Source organism: Sphingobacterium sp. UBA6645 (genome assembly GCF_002455685.1).
GTDB classification, from domain to species: Bacteria; Bacteroidota; Bacteroidia; order Sphingobacteriales; family Sphingobacteriaceae; genus Sphingobacterium; species Sphingobacterium hotanense.
Genome location: NZ_DKLH01000052.1, coordinates 1 through 21,468 on the forward strand (window position 1 = coordinate 1; position 21,468 = coordinate 21,468).

Consider the following 21,468-nt stretch of genomic DNA (forward strand, 5'->3'; position numbering starts at 1 on the left):
TGCTCTCCCCTATCAGAGCCCTTGCCGTGCGGGTCTGATTGGGTTCTGTATGGGGTCTGTATTGGGAGAGCATGGGTTCTGAGCCGTCGGAGCTGTGTGGCGGGGATTGGGGAGTTGTCTTTGAAACTTTGTTTTAGAAGGGGGATTTTGATTTTTCGGGTTGGTCTTTGAAGGAGGGAAGGATGAAATTTGCTTTGAACCAGGAAAGGAAGGATTTAAGGATGATCAGGATCAGGTATGCCGGTGGATAAAGGAATCAATGATATATCTTTTAGGAAACGTATGCCCGATCCCGTCTATCCTTAAATCCTTCCTTTCCTGGTTCAAGACAAAAAAACGGGCAAGTTATAGAATGTTCCCGCCTGTATAGTTCGAAAATTGTATTAAAGCGAATTGGACGCCAATGCATAGAGACGTTTCACTAAACGTCTCCCATATATAAGTACGCCAGATCCTGCCAATCCTTAAATCCTTCCATTCCTATTTCAAGACAAATTTCCTTTCCCTCCCTGGTTCAAGACAAATGCAGAAAACAACTGATTCATCCCTAATAAAAAAAAGCTAGCAATATTAATTGCTAGCTTTTCGGATTATCTTTCAAAATATATCTATTCTATTTTCTGAACACCCAATATTTCTGTAAAGTGAAATTGAAGCCTAGGGAAACTACAATCTCTACAATTAGCTTCGAGAGCAGGAAATGCCAATGCATTAAATCGACGAATATGTGTATTCCCAATGATTTTAGCCCTATGCTTCCCAGCACTACGATGATAAACTTCCAGAGCTGGCTGCCGATAGATTGTGCGCGGCTATTGAATGACCAATAGCGATTTATGGTGAAATTGACAATTGCGCCTAAGCTACCGCTGACGACGTTTGAGAAAGGTGCCGTATATTTTAGCACAGTATAACAGAATGTGTAGATACCAAAGTCAGACAGGCCGCCGATAAAGGCAGACAGCTGAACCTTCAGAAATTCTCTAACTTTTGCTGTCATCCGCTAAGATCTTAGGCCTCTTGACCTTCCTTTAATTTTGCTGCTTTTTCTTCCGCATCTTTGATATCTCCAAGATCCAATAGTTTCTTGGTATCACCCAGATTGATGAAGAATAAGATAATACAGATTCCTAACACGCTATAATTGATCGATCCGGGGATAAAAACCTCGAGCGCGAGTACTGCTGAAATGATCACACGAATCTCTGTCGGGCCCAAAAGTCCTGCGTCAATCGTGTATTTATCAGTGATGCGATATCTTAACTGCGAAATAATCATCGCCCAGCCATACAGAGCCACCAATGTAAAGCCGAGGTATTTAAAGTCGCCAGGCGCATAAAAAACATAGCCCAATCCGATAAACACCGTACTAACCCAATCCATTACGATGTCTAGCGCGAACCCGTACCACTTTCGCGATTTATTTCGGTAGAACGCAATTCGACCATCTAACGAATCGCCGAACCATTGCACGAAAAAGCCGACAATACCTAAGAGCAGGTAGTTAATGTGAACATATTCTGCCAATAAAAAGCTGCCCAATATCATCAATGATCCAAACAAGCCTATTGCCGTCAACCCATCAGAGGATATCCAATTGGGTATGCGTGGCACTAAATAGGTTATCAGTCTTTGTTCTGGATTGCTTAAGATATTTGTGCGTTTTCTATCTTGAAACAACTTTTTATTGATTTTCTCGTCGCTCATTATTTATATTTTTTATAGCCACTTATGGCTTTTGTACCAATTTAAACTCTCTGTCAACCCTCGTTCCAAATCATATTTAGGGTTGAAACCAAGGGTTTCGACAGCGTGATTGATATTACAACCCCAGTTTTCTGCCGTTAGCTCCCCTAGCCTTTCCGGATAAATCACCGGTGTTTTGCTCGAATTCTTATAGAGCCTTTGAGACAGCTGCGCCACCAATCTAATCAGTGCCAATGGCACATGAATCCTAAACAGACGTTTCTTCAATGTCGATTTAAAGATGTCCGCCATGGCGTAGCGTGAATAAACTAAACCATCGGAGATATTGTAAAACTGCAAACCATCCTGTTTCATGATACAGCCCTGCAATAGAACCTCGCATAAGTCTTTGACATAAATGAAGCTCAACTTCTGCGGGTTTCGTCCGATATATGGATCGAGCCCCTTATTCATCGTATCAAACAAGATGAAAATATCCTTTTCGCGTGGGCCATATACTGCCGTCGGCCGAAATACAGAGACAGGCTTGTCGGCAAATTTTTCTCGAATCATCAATTCCGAAGCGCGCTTACTGCGTCCGTAAACTGTGACAGGGCGGTAAGGAAAGGATTCATCGATCAATTTTTCACTGTTGAAGGCAATGGGTCCTACCGCAGCCAGACTACTCACATACACGACACGTTCCAATGGAATCTGAGCCGTTGTAGCCGCTTCGATAATGGCTTCTGTGTAGTCCACATTCACGGTATTCATCTGCTTCTCATCCTTTGCTTTGGTCATTGCCGCGGCATGGATGATGTAGTGATACTGCTCTTCTTCGAATAACGTTTTAAGATTTTGCGCATCCCCCAGGTTTGGGTAGACGAATTTATCGACAAAAGGTGCTATTTGGTCTGTTATACTGCTAGATCTTACCGCAGCATGCACCTCAAGTCCCAAGTTTTGGGCAGCCTCTACCAGGTGAGAACCTACAAAGCCGCTCGCACCGGTAATGAAGATTTTCTTTTTCATATCGCTTTTTCGTACAGACGATACCGTTTGTAGAAATCTGCATTGATTTGCTCAATAGCGTGATTCATCATGTAATTGTGATCCAGCATCCAGGAGCATTCTGCCTCTACAATACCCGAGGGCATCGCATTTTTGATGATACGACCGTATAAACAGGCTTCAATTCCTAGCTTACGGTAGTTATCCAATACCCCTAGCATGAGCACTCTAAGCGACTTAATATTCTTTTTACCGAAGAGTAATTTGAATATTCCGGTCGGAAATAATCTACCTCGCTTGATATTGATCAAAATCTCATTGATATTTGGAACACCAAGAGCAAAGCCCACGATCTCATCTCCTTTTTGAGCGAGGATACAGTACTTTGGATCGACGATCATCTTCAAATCCTTCGCAACATAGAAAAACTCATCATCGGTCATCGGTACAAAACCCAGGTTCTTATCCCAAGCCTTGTTGTAAACCACCTTGATGCGTTCAGCCTCGTTTTTAAAATCTTTCAGATTGATCTGCCGAAGGATAATCCCCGAACGCTCTAAACGAGCTTCGAGTTTATCCAAAAGTAGCACCGAACGATGACTAGCACCGGCTTTATTAACAAGATAGGCCCTAAGGTCTTCTTTCTTTTCAAAGCCTGCGTTCGAAATCAAGTCGATGTAATAGGGGAAATTATAAGGCATCATGGCCATTGGAGGTCGGTCGAAACCTTCAACCAACAAACCACAAGTGTCGTTTGTCGATAAATTGATGGGCCCCACAATATTGGTGGCGCCTTTAGCTTTTACCCATGCTGTTGCTGTTTCAAGCAATTTATTGGCTATTTCCTGATCGTTAATGCAATCAAAAAAACCGAACTGCCCTTCATTAACATGGTTAAAGTTATTGTGATTTACGTTGTAGATAGCAAGCACGCGCCCCACGATTTTACCGTCTTGATAGGCTAAAAAGGGCTGTGCTTGTGAATGTTTGTAGAAAGGATGTTTCTTTGGATTAAGCATATCATCCTGTCCTAAGAATAACTCAGGAACGTAGTTAGGGTCAGCCTCATAGAGGTCGTGCGGGAAATCAATGAAACTCGCGCGCTGACTCTTCGTTTCTACAGGAACAATCGTAATCACAGGTTTAAAGCTTTATTATCCTATAAAAGTTTCAACTTCCAGCGCTTTGAATACCTTTGCCAACTTCTCAACAGCTTCATCAATCTGATCGAAAGTATGAGTTGCCATCAACGAGAAGCGGATTAAAGATTCTTCAGCTGGGACTGCAGGAGCAACGACTGGATTAACAAATACGCCGTCGTCTTGCAACATTTTGGTAACAATATAAGTTTTTTCGTTATTTCTAACAAAAACAGGTAGAATAGGGCTCTCAGTAGCTCCTAAGTCAAATCCGCTATCTAATAATAATTTCTTAGCGTAATTTGTATTCGCCCATAGTTTCTCGATGTGTTCCGGTTCTGTTTGGATGATTTCCAAAGCCTTAAGAGTAGAAGCGACAGAAGCCGGCGTCATACTTGCACTGAACATCAAAGAACGCGCTCTATGTTTCAAATACTCAATGGTATCTTTATCTGCGGCAACAAATCCACCAAGTGAAGCTAGGGATTTACTGAATGTTCCCATGATTAAATCAACATCTTCAGTAAGTCCGAAATGCGAAGCAGTACCTGCTCCTTTTTCACCAATTACTCCCAAACTATGTGCATCGTCACACAATATCGCAGCATCGAATTCGTTAGCTACTTGAACAAGTTCAGGTAATTTAACGATGTCACCTTCCATACTGAAGATACCGTCCGTAGCGATCAGCTTAAAGCTTTCTTCCGGAAGGCGAGACATCTTATCACGAAGATCGTCAATGTTATTATGCGCGTACTTAATTACTTTAGAGAAAGACAAACGGCTACCGTCGATGATAGATGCATGGTCGCGCTCGTCCAAAAGAATATAGTCATTACGGCCAGTCAAGCATGACAATGGGCCTAAGTTCGACTGGAATCCGGTACTGAAAAGAATAGCGGCATCTTTACCGACGTAATCTGCCAATTTCTCTTCCAGTTCCACGTGAATATCTAGGGTACCATTAAGAAATCTAGAGCCAGCACATCCCGTACCGTATTTCGCAAGAGCATCCTGCGAAGCTTGAATGATACGAGGATCAGTCGTTAAACCTAGGTAGGAATTAGATCCAAACATTAAAACTCTTTGGCCATCAATAATAACCTCAGTGTCCTGCTTAGATTGTATAGGTCTAAAATAAGCGTATAAGTTTTTAGATTTAATATCCCCTAATTCGCCATTTAGAAACCGTGCGGTTCTTTCGTTTAATTTTCCCTTGCTCATTCGTCAGGTATCTATATTCTCAATAATATTTACTTTTTGAACTTTTAACAAAAAACGTCAAAAATCCCACAAAGGTACAAAACTACTCCTAACTACAAATAATATAAGTGTAACTTTTACCTTCTGATACAAAAAATCGTCGCAAACATACAAAACTTAAACCTCAATTTAGTTTTAATTTGACATATAAATATCATAAAATTAAATTAATATTAACAGATTGTTTAGTATTAAAACAGCGATTGTTTTGCTAATTTTCCTAAATTCTTACCTTTGTGCTTCAAACGAAACGGACAAAATGGCAATTTCATCAACAGTTAATATAAAAAACAAACGCGCCTCTTTCGAATTCCACTTGTTGGATCGCTATGTCGCAGGTATTGCATTATTGGGAACTGAGATTAAATCCATACGTCAAGGTAAAGCCAATATTAACGACAGTTTTTGCGCATTTTTCGAAGACGGTCTTTACATTCGTAACATGCATATTGCCGAATATTCTTTCGGATCCTTCTATAATCACGAAGCTAAACGCGACAGGAAGCTTCTGTTGACCAAGAAAGAGCTTAAAAAGCTTCGCGAAAAGGGCGAGGAAAAAGGTTTTACGATCGTTCCTCTTCGTATTTTCGTAAATGAACGCGGTTATGCTAAGATAGAAATTGCATTGGCGCAGGGTAAAAAAGACTTCGACAAACGCGATAGCATTAAAGAACGCGAGTCCAAAAGAGAGCTCGACCGCGCTATGAAACGATAGTTTCTGCGCGACGCTGATAATTCCCAGGAGTCATATTTTCCCGCTTGCGGAATATACGTACGAAGTAATTGACGTCGGAAAATCCGCATGCATAACAGACTTCTTTCACAGAGAGTTTCGTTCGTAGTAATTCCTTCGCTTTGTTCAGACGTTCTTGAATAACCATCTCCATTGGTGTAATGCCTACCTCTTCCTTAAAGACGCGAAATAAGCTAGCCTTACTCATATTTACATGCTGGCTAAGCTGATCAATAGTTAGTTTATCGTTTATATTTGATGTAATGTAATTTCGTAAATGTGCTAGTACGCTACTCCCCTGTTCCTTCGTTGAAGCCGCTACGGTTGAAAGCTTCTGTTGCTGAATGATACGCACTAGAAGCTCCTTAAACAACAAATCCGATAAGACATCCTTTAACGGATCTGAGCTTGTCATCGTGCTGAACAATCGATCTGTAAGCGAGGCAATTTCGCTTGTATTCGCGAAATGCACATTCTCCCAAGATAGATTCCATTGGATATTCTTATTCTCTTTCGGATAGCTTTCGTTAAGATAATTTAGCGTTTGTTCGATCTTATCGGCCGACACCACCAAAGCCGTGCATTGCGTGGGATCCTGCAGTGCAGCCTCCGGGAAGTCGATCTCCATTGGCTTTGATGCCGGCAATACAATCGTCTCTCCAGGAAAATAATCGAAAGCAGGCATATCATTTACATGCATGACTTTCTTGCCCTTCAGCATATTGATAATAACCATATCACTGAACTGCAACGGCACAAGACTGCTTGCTTGATAAGTTTCGTAAATATTCAATTCGAAATTATCAAGGGTAAATGCTCGTCTGTTTTCAACCAAAGTACTCAACTCCTTTTCTTTGGAAAAGGGAAGAGCACGAATTAGATTTTTTCCGCTCATATCATACACATTTTATAATTGGCTGCTTATCAAATATATAAAATCTATCGAAATTCTAAAACCATAGCTTATCGAATACGTATTATAGTAGACAGATATGAATAATAAAACGGCATGATAGAATAATGCTATTGTCTGCGAGGATAATGCTATTGTCAAAATTTCGATTCCCTTAATTTTGGGATAGTACCAAAAAGTAAACTTGAAAAAACGATAATATGAGTGCACTAGCAAGACCATCGTTCAAAGAACGATATGACAATTACATTAATGGAAAATTTGAGGCACCCTCTCAAGGAAAGTATTTTGACAATATTTCTCCCTTAGACGGCAAGCCGTTTACACAGGTTGCTCATTCAACCAAAGAAGACATCGACAAGGCAGTTGCTGCAGCGAAAAAAGCTTTTGAAACTTGGGGTAAAACCTCTGCAACAGAGCGCAGCATCATCTTGAACAAGATTGCTGACCGTATCGAAGAGAACTTAGAGAAGATAGCAATCGTTGAGACGATTGATAACGGAAAAGCAGTTCGCGAGACGCTGAACGCGGATATCCCATTGGCCATTGATCACTTCCGCTATTTTGCGGGCGTTATCCGTGCCGAAGAGGGATCATTATCCGAATTGGATGCGAATACTGTATCGCTGATTGTTAACGAGCCGGTAGGCGTCGTTGCACAGATTATCCCTTGGAACTTCCCAATATTGATGGCGGTTTGGAAACTAGCACCAGCACTAGCAGCTGGCTGTACTGTGGTTCTAAAACCGGCAGAAAGCACCCCTACATCTATCCTCGTTTTAATGGAACTAATTGGAGACCTAATCCCTGCAGGTGTCATAAACATCGTGAATGGATTTGGCTCAGAGTTAGGTCGCCATTTAGTTACCCATCCGGATATTAACAAGGCAGCATTTACAGGATCTACGGCAACTGGCCGCCTAGTTATGCAATATGCGACAGAGAATATTATTCCTGTAACACTTGAACTGGGTGGTAAATCACCAAACATCTTTTTCTCTTCGGTCATGGATGAAGATGATTCCTATTTGGATAAAGCCATCGAGGGCGCTGTCCTCTTCGCTTTGAACCAAGGTGAAATCTGTACCTGTCCGTCGAGATTATTGATTCAGGAAGACATCTATGATAAGTTCATCGAACGCGTGGTAGAACGTGTTAATCAGATTAAAGTAGGTGATCCGTTAGATCCTACAGTAATGATGGGTGCTCAGGCTTCGAAAATCCAAAAAGATAAGATTATGTCCTACATCAAATTGGGTAAGGAAGAGGGCGCTGAGGTATTGACAGGAGGTGATGAGAATAATGTGGGCGAAGGACTGGAAGAAGGTTACTACATCAAACCAACCCTTTTCAAAGGACACAACAAGATGCGCATCTTCCAAGAAGAGATCTTCGGACCAGTGTTGGCTGTGACGACTTTTAAAGACGTAGACGAAGCGATCGCTATTGCAAACGACACAATCTACGGCTTAGGTGCCGGCGTTTGGACACGCGACGCCCATGAGCTTTATCAGGTGCCGCGCGCTATCCAAGCCGGACGTGTCTGGGTAAATCAATATCACTCCTACCCTGCAGGCGCGCCATTTGGAGGCTACAAACAGTCTGGTATAGGCCGCGAGAACCACAAAATGATGTTAGCACACTATCGTCAGGCGAAAAACATGCTGATTTCATACAGCAAAGAAAAACTAGGATTTTTTTAAAAATCAAACATACAATCGGGTAAGGGGTTATTTAGGTAACCCCTTTTTTATACTATACGATATGATTTCAAGAATAGACGCAACAGATAAAGCCAAGGAACTAATCAAGGAATTAAGTGAAAAACATGGCCCCTTAATGTTCTACCAAGCAGGGGGCTGCTGCGAAGGAACACAACCGCAGTGCTTCGAAAAAGGCGGATTCTACCCGCGCATGAACGACGCTATGATCGGACTCGTCGAAGGATATGAATTCTGGATTGATAGAGACCTCTTCGAATATTGGCAGTACTCCCACTTTACCCTCGACGTACTCGACGGATTTGGACCAGGAGGATTCTCCCTAGAAACTCCCCTTGGCAAAACTTTCAAGATCCACTACAAACTGTTCTCCGAGGAAGAACTGAAGAATTTGGAACCGGTGGTCAGATATTGAACTAGTATTTAGTAGTGAGTATTTAGTAGTTAGACCTATGGCGGCCTTCCTAAAGGCAACTAGGCATTTTCTGACTTTCAGAAAATGAATTTATCTTTCTTGATTTAAAGACTACAAACATACTGCTAATACTCTAAAACGAAATGTTATCTTAGCATTATCTGAAAAAACAACGGCCTTTTTTGGGTCTTAATACTAAATACTAACTACTAAATACTATGTTTCGCTCGTTACCCCTAAAAAACATCACAATTTCCAATCGTATTGTCGTATCGCCGATGTGTCAGTATTCTGCGGAGGATGGCTATGCTAATAACTGGCACTTAGTGCATTTAGGGCAGTTTGCTATTGGGAAGGCGGGCGCTGTTATTCAGGAGGCTACAGCAGTTAGTCCGGAGGGAAGAATTTCATACGGTGATTTAGGGATTTGGCAAGATGAACATATTGAAAAATATAGCGAGATTACGGCGTTCGTTAAAGAGCAGGGAAGTATTCCGGGGATACAACTTGCGCATGCCGGCAGAAAGGCCAGCACGGATAAGCCTTGGGTCAGTAGAAATCAGTTTGCTCCCGACGATGAGCATGGCTGGCAGACGGTCTCTTCCAGTGCAATCCCTTATCATGAAAACGATCATCCTCCGAAAGCTTTAAGCGCAGCGGAGATACAGCAGGTTGTGAAAGACTTCGCTGATGCTGCCGAACGGGCGGTGCAAGCGGGTTACCAGATTATCGAAATCCACGCAGCACATGGCTACTTGATCCATCAATTCTTATCCCCGTTGGTTAATAAACGCCATGACGAGTACGGCGGAAGTTTTGAAAACCGCATCCGATTGTTGATGGAAATTGTGGAAGCGATCAGGGTTATACTTGGCGATGAGCATTCGCTATGGGTCAGGATCTCTGCCACAGATTGGGCGGAGGGCGGTTGGGATTTAGAACAATCTACCGCATTGGCGAAGCGATTAAAAGAAGCTGGAGTGGAAGTAATCGATGTTTCTACCGGTGGAGCTGTACACTGGCAAAAGATCCCCGTGGAGGCCGGGTATCAGGTTCCCTTCGCGAGCCATATCAAAAAAGAAACCGGCCTAATAACCGGTTCCGTAGGGCTTATCAACTCTGCTCAGCAGGCAAATCGAATTATTGAAGATGAACATGCTGACTTTGTATTGATCGCGAGAGCTTTCTTAAGAGATCCGCATCTCGTATATCAATGGGCTAAAGATTTATCTATCGACTTCGCTTGGGCGCCTCAATATGAGCGCGCAAAGATTGAATAACAATAACTTAATCCGTCACATCCAGCCCTTCCAACACCGGGATAGGCTTTTTATTATCATCGAGCGCTACTAGCGTAAAACGTCCCTGAATAGCCAACTCTCGGCCGTCATGGTACATGTTTTCTACATAGATCTCTACGAAAACCTTTAAGCTGGTACGACCAATAGACTCTACTTTTGCAATCGCTTCGACAATACTTCCCGAAGGAATAGCTTTATGAAAATCGATCTTATCCGTCGAAACGGTAACTAATTGTTTACGGCAAAAGCGGGTACCACACATAAAAGTAACCTCATCCATCATTGCCAATGCTTTACCACCAAAAAGAGTGTCATGGTGGTTTGTGTGGAAAGGAAACACGGTCATCGCAATGCGTGTTTCACTTGCTTCAATACGTTCTTGAACTGTCAAAACTTATAATATTCTGTAAATTAAATACTTATACTCTTATATCACTTACTTTGTAATATAGGAGTAATACATTGTGTCAAAAAATATTTTTCACAAGTCTATTTGGATTTGTGAAATCTTGTTTATATGTTTGTGTCATCAATACCACACAGAAGATGACAACAGAAGAATTAACCATCGTCCAGGAGGACTACGATAAGCACAAGACTCAGGTCTGCGACTTATGTAGGGGCGAGTATAATCCTCAAATCCGTGTCGTCGAGGAAGAGACTCGATGGGTTCCAGCAGATACCATATTAGTATGCGGCCATTGCGGTAAGGAAACTTATCCCGATGATGAGACCCTTGAGGAGTTCGACCTCCGATATTACAATTTAGTATAAAATTTTCACCCGTTACCACACAGAATGAAAAATCAAAAAATTACTAACGTCGATATAGTATCGGCGTTAGGGCTTCGACACACCAAAGTGTCGCAAAGCGAAGAAGGTCCAACATTACAGGACTTAATCAAGATGCTTATGATGTTGCCGCGCTTGTTCGTGCGCAAATTTAAGACTCTCCCACGAGAAGAGCAAAGAGAGATTATGTTAATCATGCTTTTAATCCTCCTATTGCTTCCGTTAATGTTCCTATTGTTCTACATCCTAATTCAAGTTGAGAAATGAGATTAATCAAATTCATCGAAACACTTGCCAGCCAAGCTGTGCCGAGTGATGACGCTAAGTACTTATGGTTTGACAGCACGGGAATCACAAGCTCTCAGGACATGCTGAGCTATGAAGATGCTAAGCCGTTGATCGGATTCCTTTACGACAGTTGGTTACGTCCGGTATCATTGGACAGAAGGGAGGCGATTGATGAAGCCTGCTAAGTTGAAGTATATGCGTAAGCAGAAGGCGTCAGTTGTAGAGGGGTCGAAGATCCAAACAGGACAATGCAAAGTCAATGTAGGTCAGAAGATATTCAAAACGATAGAACGTGCTGAAACACGCACGGTGCGAATCGACTACAGAACAGAGATCCAGGTTGACGCATCGGACGAACGATCATCAGAACAAATAAGAATCGATTACCTAGCTAAAGTTGCTAGTTAAACCCTTAACGATAAGAAGAATGAAACTATCAAAGCAACAGATAAAACAACATGAAAATGCCGTAAAAATTCTACAAAAGGACAAACTGACTTTTGATGAGAAGCTACAAGTTTATCGCGATTGGATTCCTGCTTATGAGGAAAATATAGGTGTTATAGCTTCATATTTTACACCGTATGAAATGGCTAAAGAATTGTGTGTTGAAATTGTTGGAAGTAGAATCATTGATTTGTGCGCGGGGATTGGGATGCTAGGATTCACATACTACCATTGGCAGAATCAATTCGATACAGAAATTGTATGTGTAGAAAGAAATCACAAATTCGTTGAGGTCGGCAAAAAACTTTTTCCCGAGGCGACTTGGATTTGTGGTGATGTCCTTGATACTACATTATATGATGGTTTACCTACCTTCGATACTGTTATATCTAATCCTCCATTCGGAAAAATCAAAAGCACTCATACCCACGAAATGGATTACAAAGGTTCTGAATTCGAATACAAGGTAATTGAAATTGGAAATATTCTCGCAAGATATGGAGCTTTCATAATTCCTCAACTATCGTGTCCGTTCCAATATAGCGGGAAAAGAAGTGTTGAATTTGGACAGTCCGAGAAGTATAAAAAATTCAATAAAGAAACTGGTTTGGATTTAGAAATGAATTGTGGAATTGACTTATCAATTTATAAAGATGATTGGGTTGGTACTTCCATCGTTTGTGAAATCGCATGTATTGAATATCCAACAATTGAAAGCACTATGCCTCCTCCGTCAATTTCGGCAAATTCAGAGTTAAATAATCCAAATCCTCAATTAGCATTATTCGCATCATGACCCCACTAATATACGCAGGACTAGAACGGCCATTTAGAATGGCCTTCACCAACAGATACCAAGACCCTATAGTCTACACTGTATGCGAACTTTTGAATGTCACACAAGGCGAGATAGCAAGCAAATCAAGACTCCGTAAGCTGTCAGTAGCTAGGTGTCTCATCTCCTATTTTCTAAGGCGTGATACATCAATGTCATTGCTTGAGATTGGTCAGGTTTTCGGGGGTCGCGATCACAGCACAGTAATCTATCAGATTAATCAGTACAAAGACTTATACGCTACTGACAAGCATTTCCGAAGCTTAGCGGATAAGATACAATCTAGGTTAGTGCATTATGACCAAAAACGGTCAAAATACCGAATATGACAGATATAAGTCATAACATATAAGTTAGAACAGATGAAAGAAGCAGAAGAAATATTATTCAACCACATAAGTAAGGATGTGTGTGTTGGATTTCAAACCGGCATGGTCGGTTCAATTGTCAACGCCATGAAAGAATACGCCCAACAAGTTGCCCAACAAGCATTGGAGAATGCAGCGGAGACAATCAAGCACGATAATTTTAGGAGCTTTGATGGATGGAACAACTCTGTCAAAGCAATTACAAACCCTGATAATATACCAACGATATGAAACAAAACAACATTAAGCCCCAAGAGTTGAGGGCAACGGATTTGAGAATCGGTAACTACATAAAAGACACTGACACCAATAGAGTTGGTCAAGTAGTTTGGTTTTCAAAAAAGAAAATAGGTGTAAAATTAGAACATTCTACAATATGGCAAACGGTTGACGAGTATTCGCCCATCCCTCTTTCGGAGGAAGTGCTGTTGAAGTGTGGAGCAGTCCTTCATGGGATTGAATATATCATCAAAGCAAGTGCATTACCTGTTAAAATTAGATTTCATTCTGGAATCGCATATTGCGAAATGGGGAACGTTTATTTAGGCGATCGTATTAAATACTTGCATGAGTTGCAGAACTTAATATATATTCTCTGTGGAAAGGAGATTGAGGTATCATGGACTTAAAAAAGCCTAATTTTTTAATTCGTATATTTGTATTATTAAATTCTAAATGAACCAGTAGCATTTGTATGAAACCATTATTTATTAAAACAATTAACTAAATCTTATTCAGCTACTAATAAGGTGTAAAAAACAATAAATATGGCAAACAAAGCTAAATTTAGAATCCAAAAGTGGTTAAACTCCGCTTGGAAATGGTTCAGAGGTTTTAAGAGAAATCCAAAAAAGACCAACACAACGAGTGAAGAGTTCGTTTCTTTTGTAAGTCCAAGAGAGGATTTACCTGACATAGAAGATTTACAAAAAGATGTCGACATGTATTTTCGAACTCGACACTGGAAACAGTAATTATTCAAGCCTAACCCACGGTTAGGCTTTCTTAATCCTCGCCAACTCCTCATCACTCCACGTCATCAACTCCGACAGCACTAGCACTCCCGAATCGTCGTCCAGGCTATCAAGGTATTCCCAAAGATCGCCTTCCACCACTTCCGGAACTCCTCTGCGGAGGATATGATACCCTTCGTCAATAAGTCGTTGTATTTCTTCTCTTTTCATATCAAGTAAACCTAGATAGAGAAAAATAGTTTGCACCAACCTCTTGACGAATTACTAATATTTTTAGTAAACTTGCAAGAATGGAGCCGTTAATAGTCCACTATAAGAACAAAGTATTACGCATACCAATAGAACACCTCAAAGAAGGCTTTGGCCTTGATGAGTACAAGCTAACAGGTAAGGACGGTATGTCAATCTACTTGTTCCGCAACGAGGGCAATACATGGTCATGCACTTATGGTGATCTCGCGCCGGATTTGATCAATGCTATTATCGACGCACTGATACCTCGCTTCAACAGTAGGGTTGTTAAATTATTTTGGTACCATGGAGAGCGTCAGGTTGTAGAGGTGTCACATCCTGCGGGCAGTGGTGGATGGGTTGTTAACATCAATTACTACTACAAGGCAGGAATAACCTACAACCCGAATACAAAGGAATTTCAATGGTATTACCATAACCCTAGCTGGTTAAAGGATAGGCATATGCTCTACTTCATTGAGTTGATTAAGCAAGGGGTAGTTGAATCGCCAGGATGGTATGAAATAGAAAAAGCCCCGTAGATAGGGGCTTGTTCGTTATTTTCTAATGTTCATGTAACGTGAACAGGTGAACGCTTGTCACAAATTTTGTCAATAATTGTGACAGCAATCGGTTTGTTTCCGATTGCCTAAAAATAATGTGTCAACCTAGCTCCCAGTTCGTACTCATTATGATAAAATAAAGCCTACCCTAAACAGTAGGCTTGTTCATTAAATTCTCTTTAAACAATCTAATATTTCATTTTTAATCTCTCTGGGAAGCATAGAAAATACTTCTAATCTTAAGGATTCAAACTTTCCGTCTATAGTCGAGAAAACATTCCTAAAGTCTTCTAACCACTTACCGTCTTTCTTAAGATACACGGAATAATTGGTATTCAAGTTTTCTATAATTTCATCCATGATTTTATTTATTGATTACCGCACTAAATTTCTTTCCAGTTTTTATTTTATTATAAATCCATTCAGCACCATGCGCAGTTAAATGATCTGCATTAAAATAAATAGGTAGGTTTGATTCATCAAAAGGCGAAATAACTCCATCCTTCCATATTATCGAATTAAAGTCTAAAAACCCTATTTGTTTATTATCTGAGAATAAACTTATGATGCGATCGTTTGCTAATTTATAATTCTCATCAACTTTAATCTCTTTCAAATCAAGATCCGTCCCATACCTTCTTGAGAACAACCATTTTTCAAAGAAGCCCGATTCGGTAAATTTAGGCACTTGGTTAATGATAATTATCTTTTTACCTGAATTGGATAACTCGTCGAAGTAGTCTTTATATTCCTTCAAGAAAACCTCGTCTTCATAAACTACATCATATCTCTTGGCAACAATGATTGTATCAACTTTCTTAAACTCCTCTAACAATGATTCCTTAAGGCTTTCACATGGGCCACTGTAATATTTCTTGGAATAGAAACTACACCCATCAACAGCAAATAATTTTAATGGTTTTCCAATATCATTGAACCATAGCGAAAATAGATTTGAAAAATGGTTTGCATGAGAATCACCAATAAGAATAGTTTTATAATCATTGGTTTGTTTAGTTGTTATAAAGCATCCTGGGCTCAAAGATGGGCAACCTACTGTCGTGGTTACTGTAAACTTCTTTTCTACATCATACCTACTTGGCATCCCTCCTGATTTATAGATTCCTGATGAACTCAATAAAACCAACCCCATTGGGATCAATAAATACATTGTTAGAGCGCCCTTGAATTTAATATCTATTTTGAACCTAAAATAATCTTCAATATAAATTTTTGATAGAAATCCGACCCCTATAATCAATAAGAATAGAAATGCAAATTGAAGCAACGAAAACTCCTTAATTCCAAACAAAGCCTTAACAAAAATTATAATCGGCCAATGCCACATATAGATAGAATATGAAGCTGTGCCAACTGATACAACGGTTTTGTGGGATAATATCTTGCCAAACCCATTCCCACCTGACATAATAATCAACACACTACCAATGACAGGCAATAAGGTTATCAATCCCGGAAATGTACTTTGTTCACTTATCACAAACGAACTAATCACTAGCATCCCTATTCCCGCCCATGAAAATATTGCCCCAAGATTCTTATTCGGAGTGAAGGAAATATATGCTAAAATACATCCAGCCAATAATTCCCAAGCCCTTGTAGGTAATAAAAAATAGGATAATTGAGCATACTTAGGGATTGATGACATATATTCTGAAAGCAGTAGCGAGCTAACAAGGAAGATGATTAGTATTGTTAATATTCCTTTCTTGAAAAATTTATATAGAATAATAAGTAGGGTCGGCATTATGAAATAAAACTGCTCCTCAACCGCCAACGACCAAAAATGAAGTATAGGTCTTAGATTGTCCGAATCGAAATAGTTGCCGCTTACAGCAGATTTAACATTAGCAAGGAATAAAGTCGAAGCAATCACATCTCCCGAGAACTGTCTGTAAACATCAGGGAGAAGAATAAAATACCCTGCAATCATACTGAATAATACAACAGCAAAGAAAAGAGGTAATAACCTTTTAATACGCTTGGTGTAAAATTCCTTGTAGTTGAATTTCTTTTCCTCGATCTGCTTTTTTAGAATACTTGTTATTAAGTATCCTGAGATAACGAAAAAAACATCCACCCCTATAAACCCTCCTTGAAGGTAATGTGGGTTTAAATGGAAAATTAAAACAGTTAATACCGCAAAAGCCCTAAGCCCATCAATATCGGCTCTGTATTTCATAAATAATTGATTTGATAACAGCAAAAGTATGATAAAATGTTGATATGATTACCGTTCACATTCTCAATTATTTAAACTTCATCTTTTTTTAATTTTAAGGAGCCACCAAACAAGAGTTATCAGTATGATTAGAAAAGCAACCCCCAAACCTATGTTATTCATCAGGATAGCCCATACATTAGGTTTGCTTTCGCTTTGCGAGGCACTAGATGACTCCTTTCTCGACTGCTCGGCTTGTACTGCTACCTGTTTATTGGCAGTATCCTTACGTTCCTGTTGACGTTCCTTAGTTTCGTCGCGCTTCTCGGTTATCGTTTCCTTTACCGTGGTTTCTGTTCGTGAAGATGGTGTGTCAAACTCAATGGAAAGCGTCTTGTTTAACGTATCAAGGATAGCCTTAACCATCCCTACCGCACTATCACGTAAGAAGTTTTCGCCGTGCGTCAGGTCGTCTTTCTTAATAATTATTTTCCCCTTACTGCCCTCCTTAGTCGTTACGGTTGTAGTTTCTCGTTCGGTGACTGTAGTTCCTCTATCAATCTCTCGCTCCTGAACCACTACCGAGGACGCAGACTTCTCCAGCTCTGTACGCTCTATCTTTGCCCCCTCCGACACTTCTAACTTAGCTGACTGCTTACTCTTATTGCGCAGTACTCCGCATGATGTTAGGGCGCACACAACGAACGCCACTAACAATAATTTATATCCCCTTTTCATCTATTACCTTGTTTAAGCTATCTAATGACCTTGAAAGATTGTCAAGGCTGTTAATAATATCCGGCTTACTTTGCTCCACCTCATCACTCTGTACTAATGAGGTCACTATCACCCAAAGAATGAGCATCAATAGTATTACTGCCTTTTTCATTTCATTCGCTCCTTTACGTAATTGAATGTAGAATCAGCATTTGCACTAATCGTATCTACTTTCTTTGCAATAGGCTTTATCTGCTCTGTTATCTCTTCTTTCGACTGCTTGCGTACTTCTTCAATGATACGCTCATATAGCCTTGCCTCGCGCTCCATTTGCTCGTCCTTACCTCCGGTGGTGTAATACAGTACGTACCAAAACACAGATACCACTACCACAAGAGCATACGTTATCGGATGCCTAACGATTTGCATGAACGTTGGTTGCTGATTCTCCTTATTTTCCATCCCCTTACTTACTGAAATATAAATCTGCTTCCGCTTTTCTTCTCCGTGTCAACCCAGCATACACCTTACCGCCTGCCTTATTCCATCTCATGAACTGATTTCGAATATCAGCGTCACATGGATTATTGTTTACCCTCTTAGCTAGTGTGGAGCTAGCAAGGTTTGTTCCACCTAAGTTGTAAGTAAAGCTCACTAAGGCATCAAACTGATTTTGGTTTAAAGCAACCTTTATCACACGCTTAACATCATTCTCATACCTCACTAGAATATTGGCAAATAATTCCCTTGCGCGCTGTTCGGTTATCTTATCCCCTTTCTTTACTCTGCTTCCATCCTCATAGTAAGTAGAACCTATGCCGATAGTCCACACTCCCACTACATCCTGATAGGCGGTGAGGTACTTCTTTAAGTTATCCCCAACTTCGAACTCTTCTATCAGCTTTAATCCTTTTTCTCCTGTTCTCATTTCCCCTTATATTAAGCCCCCACCGAAATAGGGGCTGATTAGTTAAATAACAATTACACTTCTTGAATCCAATGCCAATACACTTTTCTTACCTAACGTTATAGTTGTACCATTTGAAATCCTTGTTCCATTTACAAGTTGACAACTTCCTGAACCAGTGACAACGATATCCAAAATGCCATTCGGTTGTAAGCCTGTAAAGGCATTAATTACAACATTGCAATCCTTGACGTGGATAGTTCTTGCGGAATGTACATATAGCTCGGAAATGGATTCGTCATCCGTCAATACGATTACTTCACTTTCCTTACTCAATTCTCTATTATTCGGCAATAGCCTATATATATCCTCACCCTTTGCTAACATCATCCCTTGGTATCGGTCATTTCTGATATAGGAATAGTAAACTTTATATTGGCCATCTACCAATAGGATTGAACCCCTATAAAGCCCTTCGTATTGACTTGGATCTCCTGGCAAGTTATTTATGGATAATATTTTTGATGCTATTAAAGGAGATACCCCATCTTCAAGCATGTAGAACATCCCTGAATTGAAATTGCTCCCCTTTCCTTCTTCCCATCCTTGAATTAGGTACTCTAGGCCTTTTGGGGTACGGATGACATCCATATGCCATGCGTAAATATTGATCGTTTTTTCCAATGGCGTAGACCATCCCGAAGGGTTTACTCCCGAACTTTCCGTGTAATAGATTTTTTTAGAAGCGTTTGGATACCATAGCTTATATTTGCCACCCTCAAATAGTATTGAAGGGGATAAAACGCCATCAATTCCAACTATATCCTCCTGCTGAGACCAATTCACCCCATCGGTTGTCATTCTCCTGACCAATTTAGCTGACGACGTCAAATTATTATAAGGCCTATACCAACATTCTAAGGTCTGGGTATCAGCTCTCCAAACTAAATGTGTATCGCTATTATAACCGTTAGGTGGCGCGTATGCTAATGGATTAATAAGCCCGGGAGGTGTTATCCAGTTTTCACCATCATTACTAACAGCAATACACGGATTTTCGTCTTGATCCCATTCGTATGGGAATGGCGTGTATGCCATCCAAAATTTAAATCCCCATAAACCACTTGCGAAATGCAATACCTTTGGGTGTATGTTTTGAAAATTCCCCTTATAGTTTAGGATTTTCACCGAATCTGGAAAGGGTTGTTTAAGTATCAGCTCTGTTTCTTTAAGGCTCAATCGTATATTGTCCGAATATTCAATTGAGTCGTTAAATGTCACCTCGACTTCAACACCTTCGACTTTTCTCCCCGTTTGAGTTGAAGTCGCTGAAGCTCTGACATATACCGCATTAGTTGGAAAACTTTCTTTCACAACCACGAATTCTATGACGCCGCCCTGATTCGAGGCGTTTACAAAAGAAATGAAATCATAATTCTCATCATAAAATGCACACAATGCAGCGGCATCGTCTCTACCCGAATAACCTGTAATTACAAGATCTTCCGTGCCTTTAAGTTTTAAAAATCTTGTACTTCGAAATGTCTCGTGCTTCTCAATAAACCCATCACTCTTTTTAACGTAACCAAGAATATTGAAATAGTCTTTTTTGCTGTCCACGAAGGAAAGATTATTAAGGTTTCCATGTATAAAATGCTGAATCTCTTGATCGGTCATGAAGTTTATTACTCCATCTACAAAAGGATATTGAGTGCTATTCCTTGTGAATCTAGCGTACACAGCATTACTAGGGATACTTTCGTGTTCGATTATGAAGTCTGACACATTTCCTGACGTCAGCGCATTACCTGAAGAAATATGATTGAAATTTTCATCGTAAAAAGAATATAAAGCGGCGGCGTCATTTACCCCAGAGTATCCTGTAACGACGATATCTTTCCCGCCATCTATCTTAAGAAATATAGATGATCGTAACGAACTATCTGCTTGAAAAGTTCCTCCATTCTTTTCAATATATCCTTTAAGATTAAAATAATTATTTTTATTACGCTCTGATAAAGTTGTGAACCCTTCTTTTAAAACCTTTATTGGTTCATCCACATATTCTTGAGAAATGTTAGGTCTTAATAGTAGGTCGACTCCTGATATAAAAGGAGGTTGAGATGGTAATTTGGTAATTCTAACATAATATGCGTTTGTTGGAATATCTCCTTCAGTAATTACAAAATCGGTAACCCAGCCATGAATAGTTGAGTTAAGATATGAAATATACTCTCTATCAGCAGTATAGAATGTGATCAACGCAGCGGCATCGTCTTTACCCGAATAACCTGAAAGTTTAATATCGGAAGCTTCCTTTATTCGTAGGAATACTGATGATCTAAGCGCAACATCAGGCACGAAGTTTCCTGTACCCTTCTCTATAAAACCTCTAAGGTTGAAAAGGTTATTCTCCACGTCAGCCAAGACCGCTACAATTTCCCAATCACCCCCCACTAGCGATGGGGGTTGAGTTGTTGAAGGCACAGAAGGTTTTACTCGAAACATGACACCATCAGCATCAACCGCAATTTCTTCTCGGACGTAAGTTTTAGAAACTAGATTTGGTATCTTATTGGTATCCGGCAACTCCCCCATGTCTTTTAAAGACCAGGTGCTACCGTTGAAAACTATTTGAGAAAACCTACCCTCGGGAGCAACGACGTTACCGCCAGCATGCGTATAAGTTCCGGGGCCTACGAACGAATAGCCTAATTCTACCGTCGGTGTAGGTAACGCATTACCAACAACCTGCACGTATTGACCTTGATCGTAGCTAATCCACCATGGAAGCTCGCTGAATTTCTTTGTGCCATCACCAATCTTAAAGTTAATCGGAGTACCCCCTCCATCGATCACGAACGCTTGCTCACCTGCCAAAATTGGTTTTGTGTTCGCTTCCCAGTTTGCTAGCGTGTCAGTCTTTTGCTGTACACGCGCTTTGATGGTCTTGCCATCTGCTTCATACTCAACGTACGCCAT

General features: G+C 40.4%; 26 protein-coding genes. 13 read left to right on the forward strand and 13 right to left on the reverse strand.

Annotated elements, in window-relative coordinates; all coding sequences use genetic code 11:
* Positions 1-613: 613 nt before the first annotated feature.
* The 5 genes from B2400_RS10095 to spt are packed head-to-tail and all read right to left on the reverse strand — an operon-like array spanning position 614 to position 5,060.
* Positions 614-1,000 (reverse strand): GtrA family protein, encoded by a 387-nt coding sequence (locus tag B2400_RS10095; protein ID WP_149526937.1) that lies wholly within the window; start codon positions 998-1,000, stop codon positions 614-616.
* Positions 1,001-1,011: 11 nt separating this feature from the next.
* Positions 1,012-1,707: a CDP-alcohol phosphatidyltransferase family protein gene (locus B2400_RS10100; protein ID WP_149526938.1), complete on the reverse strand. Its 696-nt coding sequence runs from the start codon at positions 1,705-1,707 to the stop codon at positions 1,012-1,014.
* A gap of 12 nt (positions 1,708-1,719) precedes the next feature.
* Positions 1,720-2,718, reverse strand: a complete 999-nt coding sequence (locus tag B2400_RS10105; protein ID WP_293933093.1) for an NAD-dependent epimerase/dehydratase family protein — start codon at positions 2,716-2,718, stop codon at positions 1,720-1,722.
* Positions 2,715-3,836: a hypothetical protein gene (locus tag B2400_RS10110; RefSeq protein WP_293933095.1), complete on the reverse strand. Its 1,122-nt coding sequence runs from the start codon at positions 3,834-3,836 to the stop codon at positions 2,715-2,717. Before B2400_RS10110 ends, B2400_RS10105 begins: the two co-directional genes overlap by 4 nt.
* A 15-nt stretch (positions 3,837-3,851) precedes the next feature.
* Entirely contained in the window at positions 3,852-5,060 is a 1,209-nt protein-coding gene (gene spt, locus B2400_RS10115) for a serine palmitoyltransferase (protein ID WP_149526941.1), read from the reverse strand.
* A 298-nt stretch (positions 5,061-5,358) separates the two neighbouring features.
* Here spt and smpB point away from each other — a divergent pair, with 298 nt between their 5' ends.
* The gene (gene smpB, locus B2400_RS10120) at positions 5,359-5,814 is read left to right on the forward strand and encodes an SsrA-binding protein SmpB (RefSeq protein ID WP_149526942.1); all 456 of its coding nucleotides are present in this window, start codon (positions 5,359-5,361) and stop codon (positions 5,812-5,814) included.
* Here the strand turns inward: smpB and B2400_RS10125 are convergent.
* Positions 5,801-6,727 (reverse strand): helix-turn-helix domain-containing protein, encoded by a 927-nt coding sequence (locus B2400_RS10125; RefSeq protein WP_293933097.1) that lies wholly within the window; start codon positions 6,725-6,727, stop codon positions 5,801-5,803. The two genes, smpB and B2400_RS10125, sit on opposite strands and share 14 nt — an antisense overlap.
* Positions 6,728-6,945: 218 nt before the next feature.
* Here B2400_RS10125 and B2400_RS10130 point away from each other — a divergent pair, with 218 nt between their 5' ends.
* From B2400_RS10130 to B2400_RS10140, 3 genes are all read left to right on the forward strand, one after another.
* Entirely contained in the window at positions 6,946-8,448 is a 1,503-nt protein-coding gene (locus tag B2400_RS10130; RefSeq protein ID WP_260042449.1) for an aldehyde dehydrogenase family protein, read from the forward strand.
* A gap of 61 nt (positions 8,449-8,509) precedes the next feature.
* Positions 8,510-8,881, forward strand: coding sequence for a DUF779 domain-containing protein (locus tag B2400_RS10135; RefSeq protein ID WP_149526945.1), 372 nt, complete (start codon positions 8,510-8,512; stop codon positions 8,879-8,881).
* Positions 8,882-9,099: 218 nt separating this feature from the next.
* Positions 9,100-10,161, forward strand: coding sequence for an NADH:flavin oxidoreductase/NADH oxidase (locus B2400_RS10140; RefSeq protein ID WP_293933100.1), 1,062 nt, complete (start codon positions 9,100-9,102; stop codon positions 10,159-10,161).
* Positions 10,162-10,168: 7 nt separating this feature from the next.
* Here B2400_RS10140 and B2400_RS10145 read toward each other — a convergent pair whose 3' ends face one another.
* Positions 10,169-10,573, reverse strand: coding sequence for an acyl-CoA thioesterase (locus B2400_RS10145; RefSeq protein WP_293933102.1), 405 nt, complete (start codon positions 10,571-10,573; stop codon positions 10,169-10,171).
* Positions 10,574-10,683: 110 nt separating this feature from the next.
* Between B2400_RS10145 and B2400_RS10150 the strand changes: the two genes are divergently transcribed.
* From B2400_RS10150 to B2400_RS10180, 8 genes are read left to right on the forward strand one after another with little or no spacing between them, the layout of a single operon-like run.
* Positions 10,684-10,956: a hypothetical protein gene (locus B2400_RS10150; RefSeq protein ID WP_293933104.1), complete on the forward strand. Its 273-nt coding sequence runs from the start codon at positions 10,684-10,686 to the stop codon at positions 10,954-10,956.
* A gap of 24 nt (positions 10,957-10,980) precedes the next feature.
* Entirely contained in the window at positions 10,981-11,241 is a 261-nt protein-coding gene (locus B2400_RS10155) for a hypothetical protein (protein WP_293933106.1), read from the forward strand.
* On the forward strand, positions 11,238-11,447 hold the full coding sequence (locus B2400_RS10160) for a hypothetical protein (protein WP_293933108.1): 210 nt from the start codon (positions 11,238-11,240) through the stop codon (positions 11,445-11,447). The genes B2400_RS10155 and B2400_RS10160 overlap by 4 nt, the downstream gene beginning before the upstream one ends.
* Positions 11,448-11,457: 10 nt before the next feature.
* Positions 11,458-11,670, forward strand: a complete 213-nt coding sequence (locus B2400_RS10165) for a hypothetical protein (protein WP_293933110.1) — start codon at positions 11,458-11,460, stop codon at positions 11,668-11,670.
* A 19-nt stretch (positions 11,671-11,689) separates the two neighbouring features.
* Entirely contained in the window at positions 11,690-12,505 is an 816-nt protein-coding gene (locus tag B2400_RS10170; protein ID WP_293933112.1) for a methyltransferase, read from the forward strand.
* 38 nt (positions 12,506-12,543) lie between these two features.
* Positions 12,544-12,873 (forward strand): helix-turn-helix domain-containing protein, encoded by a 330-nt coding sequence (locus B2400_RS17890; RefSeq protein WP_414712987.1) that lies wholly within the window; start codon positions 12,544-12,546, stop codon positions 12,871-12,873.
* A 33-nt stretch (positions 12,874-12,906) separates the two neighbouring features.
* Positions 12,907-13,143, forward strand: a complete 237-nt coding sequence (locus tag B2400_RS10175) for a hypothetical protein (RefSeq protein WP_293933114.1) — start codon at positions 12,907-12,909, stop codon at positions 13,141-13,143.
* A complete protein-coding gene (locus B2400_RS10180) occupies positions 13,140-13,541 on the forward strand; it encodes a hypothetical protein (RefSeq protein WP_293933116.1) in 402 nt (133 codons plus the stop codon). Before B2400_RS10175 ends, B2400_RS10180 begins: the two co-directional genes overlap by 4 nt.
* 366 nt (positions 13,542-13,907) lie before the next feature.
* Here the strand turns inward: B2400_RS10180 and B2400_RS10185 are convergent, their stop codons facing one another.
* Entirely contained in the window at positions 13,908-14,096 is a 189-nt protein-coding gene (locus B2400_RS10185) for a hypothetical protein (protein ID WP_293933118.1), read from the reverse strand.
* Positions 14,097-14,176: 80 nt separating this feature from the next.
* Here B2400_RS10185 and B2400_RS10190 point away from each other — a divergent pair, with 80 nt between their 5' ends.
* Positions 14,177-14,659 carry a hypothetical protein gene (locus B2400_RS10190; RefSeq protein WP_293933120.1) on the forward strand — a complete coding sequence of 161 codons (483 nt, stop codon included), beginning with the start codon at positions 14,177-14,179 and terminating at the stop codon, positions 14,657-14,659.
* 385 nt (positions 14,660-15,044) lie between these two features.
* On the opposite strand, the gene B2400_RS10195 is transcribed toward B2400_RS10190, so the two are convergent.
* From B2400_RS10195 to B2400_RS10215, 5 genes are all read right to left on the reverse strand, one after another.
* Positions 15,045-16,883, reverse strand: coding sequence for an acyltransferase family protein (locus B2400_RS10195; RefSeq protein ID WP_293933122.1), 1,839 nt, complete (start codon positions 16,881-16,883; stop codon positions 15,045-15,047).
* A 78-nt stretch (positions 16,884-16,961) separates the two neighbouring features.
* Positions 16,962-17,600: a hypothetical protein gene (locus B2400_RS10200; protein WP_293933124.1), complete on the reverse strand. Its 639-nt coding sequence runs from the start codon at positions 17,598-17,600 to the stop codon at positions 16,962-16,964.
* Between the two features lie 147 nt (positions 17,601-17,747).
* Positions 17,748-18,041 carry a hypothetical protein gene (locus B2400_RS10205; protein ID WP_293933126.1) on the reverse strand — a complete coding sequence of 98 codons (294 nt, stop codon included), beginning with the start codon at positions 18,039-18,041 and terminating at the stop codon, positions 17,748-17,750.
* Positions 18,042-18,045: 4 nt separating this feature from the next.
* Positions 18,046-18,507, reverse strand: a complete 462-nt coding sequence (locus B2400_RS10210; protein WP_293933128.1) for a lysozyme — start codon at positions 18,505-18,507, stop codon at positions 18,046-18,048.
* 42 nt (positions 18,508-18,549) lie between these two features.
* Positions 18,550-21,468 (reverse strand): hypothetical protein, encoded by a 2,919-nt coding sequence (locus tag B2400_RS10215; protein WP_293933130.1) that lies wholly within the window; start codon positions 21,466-21,468, stop codon positions 18,550-18,552.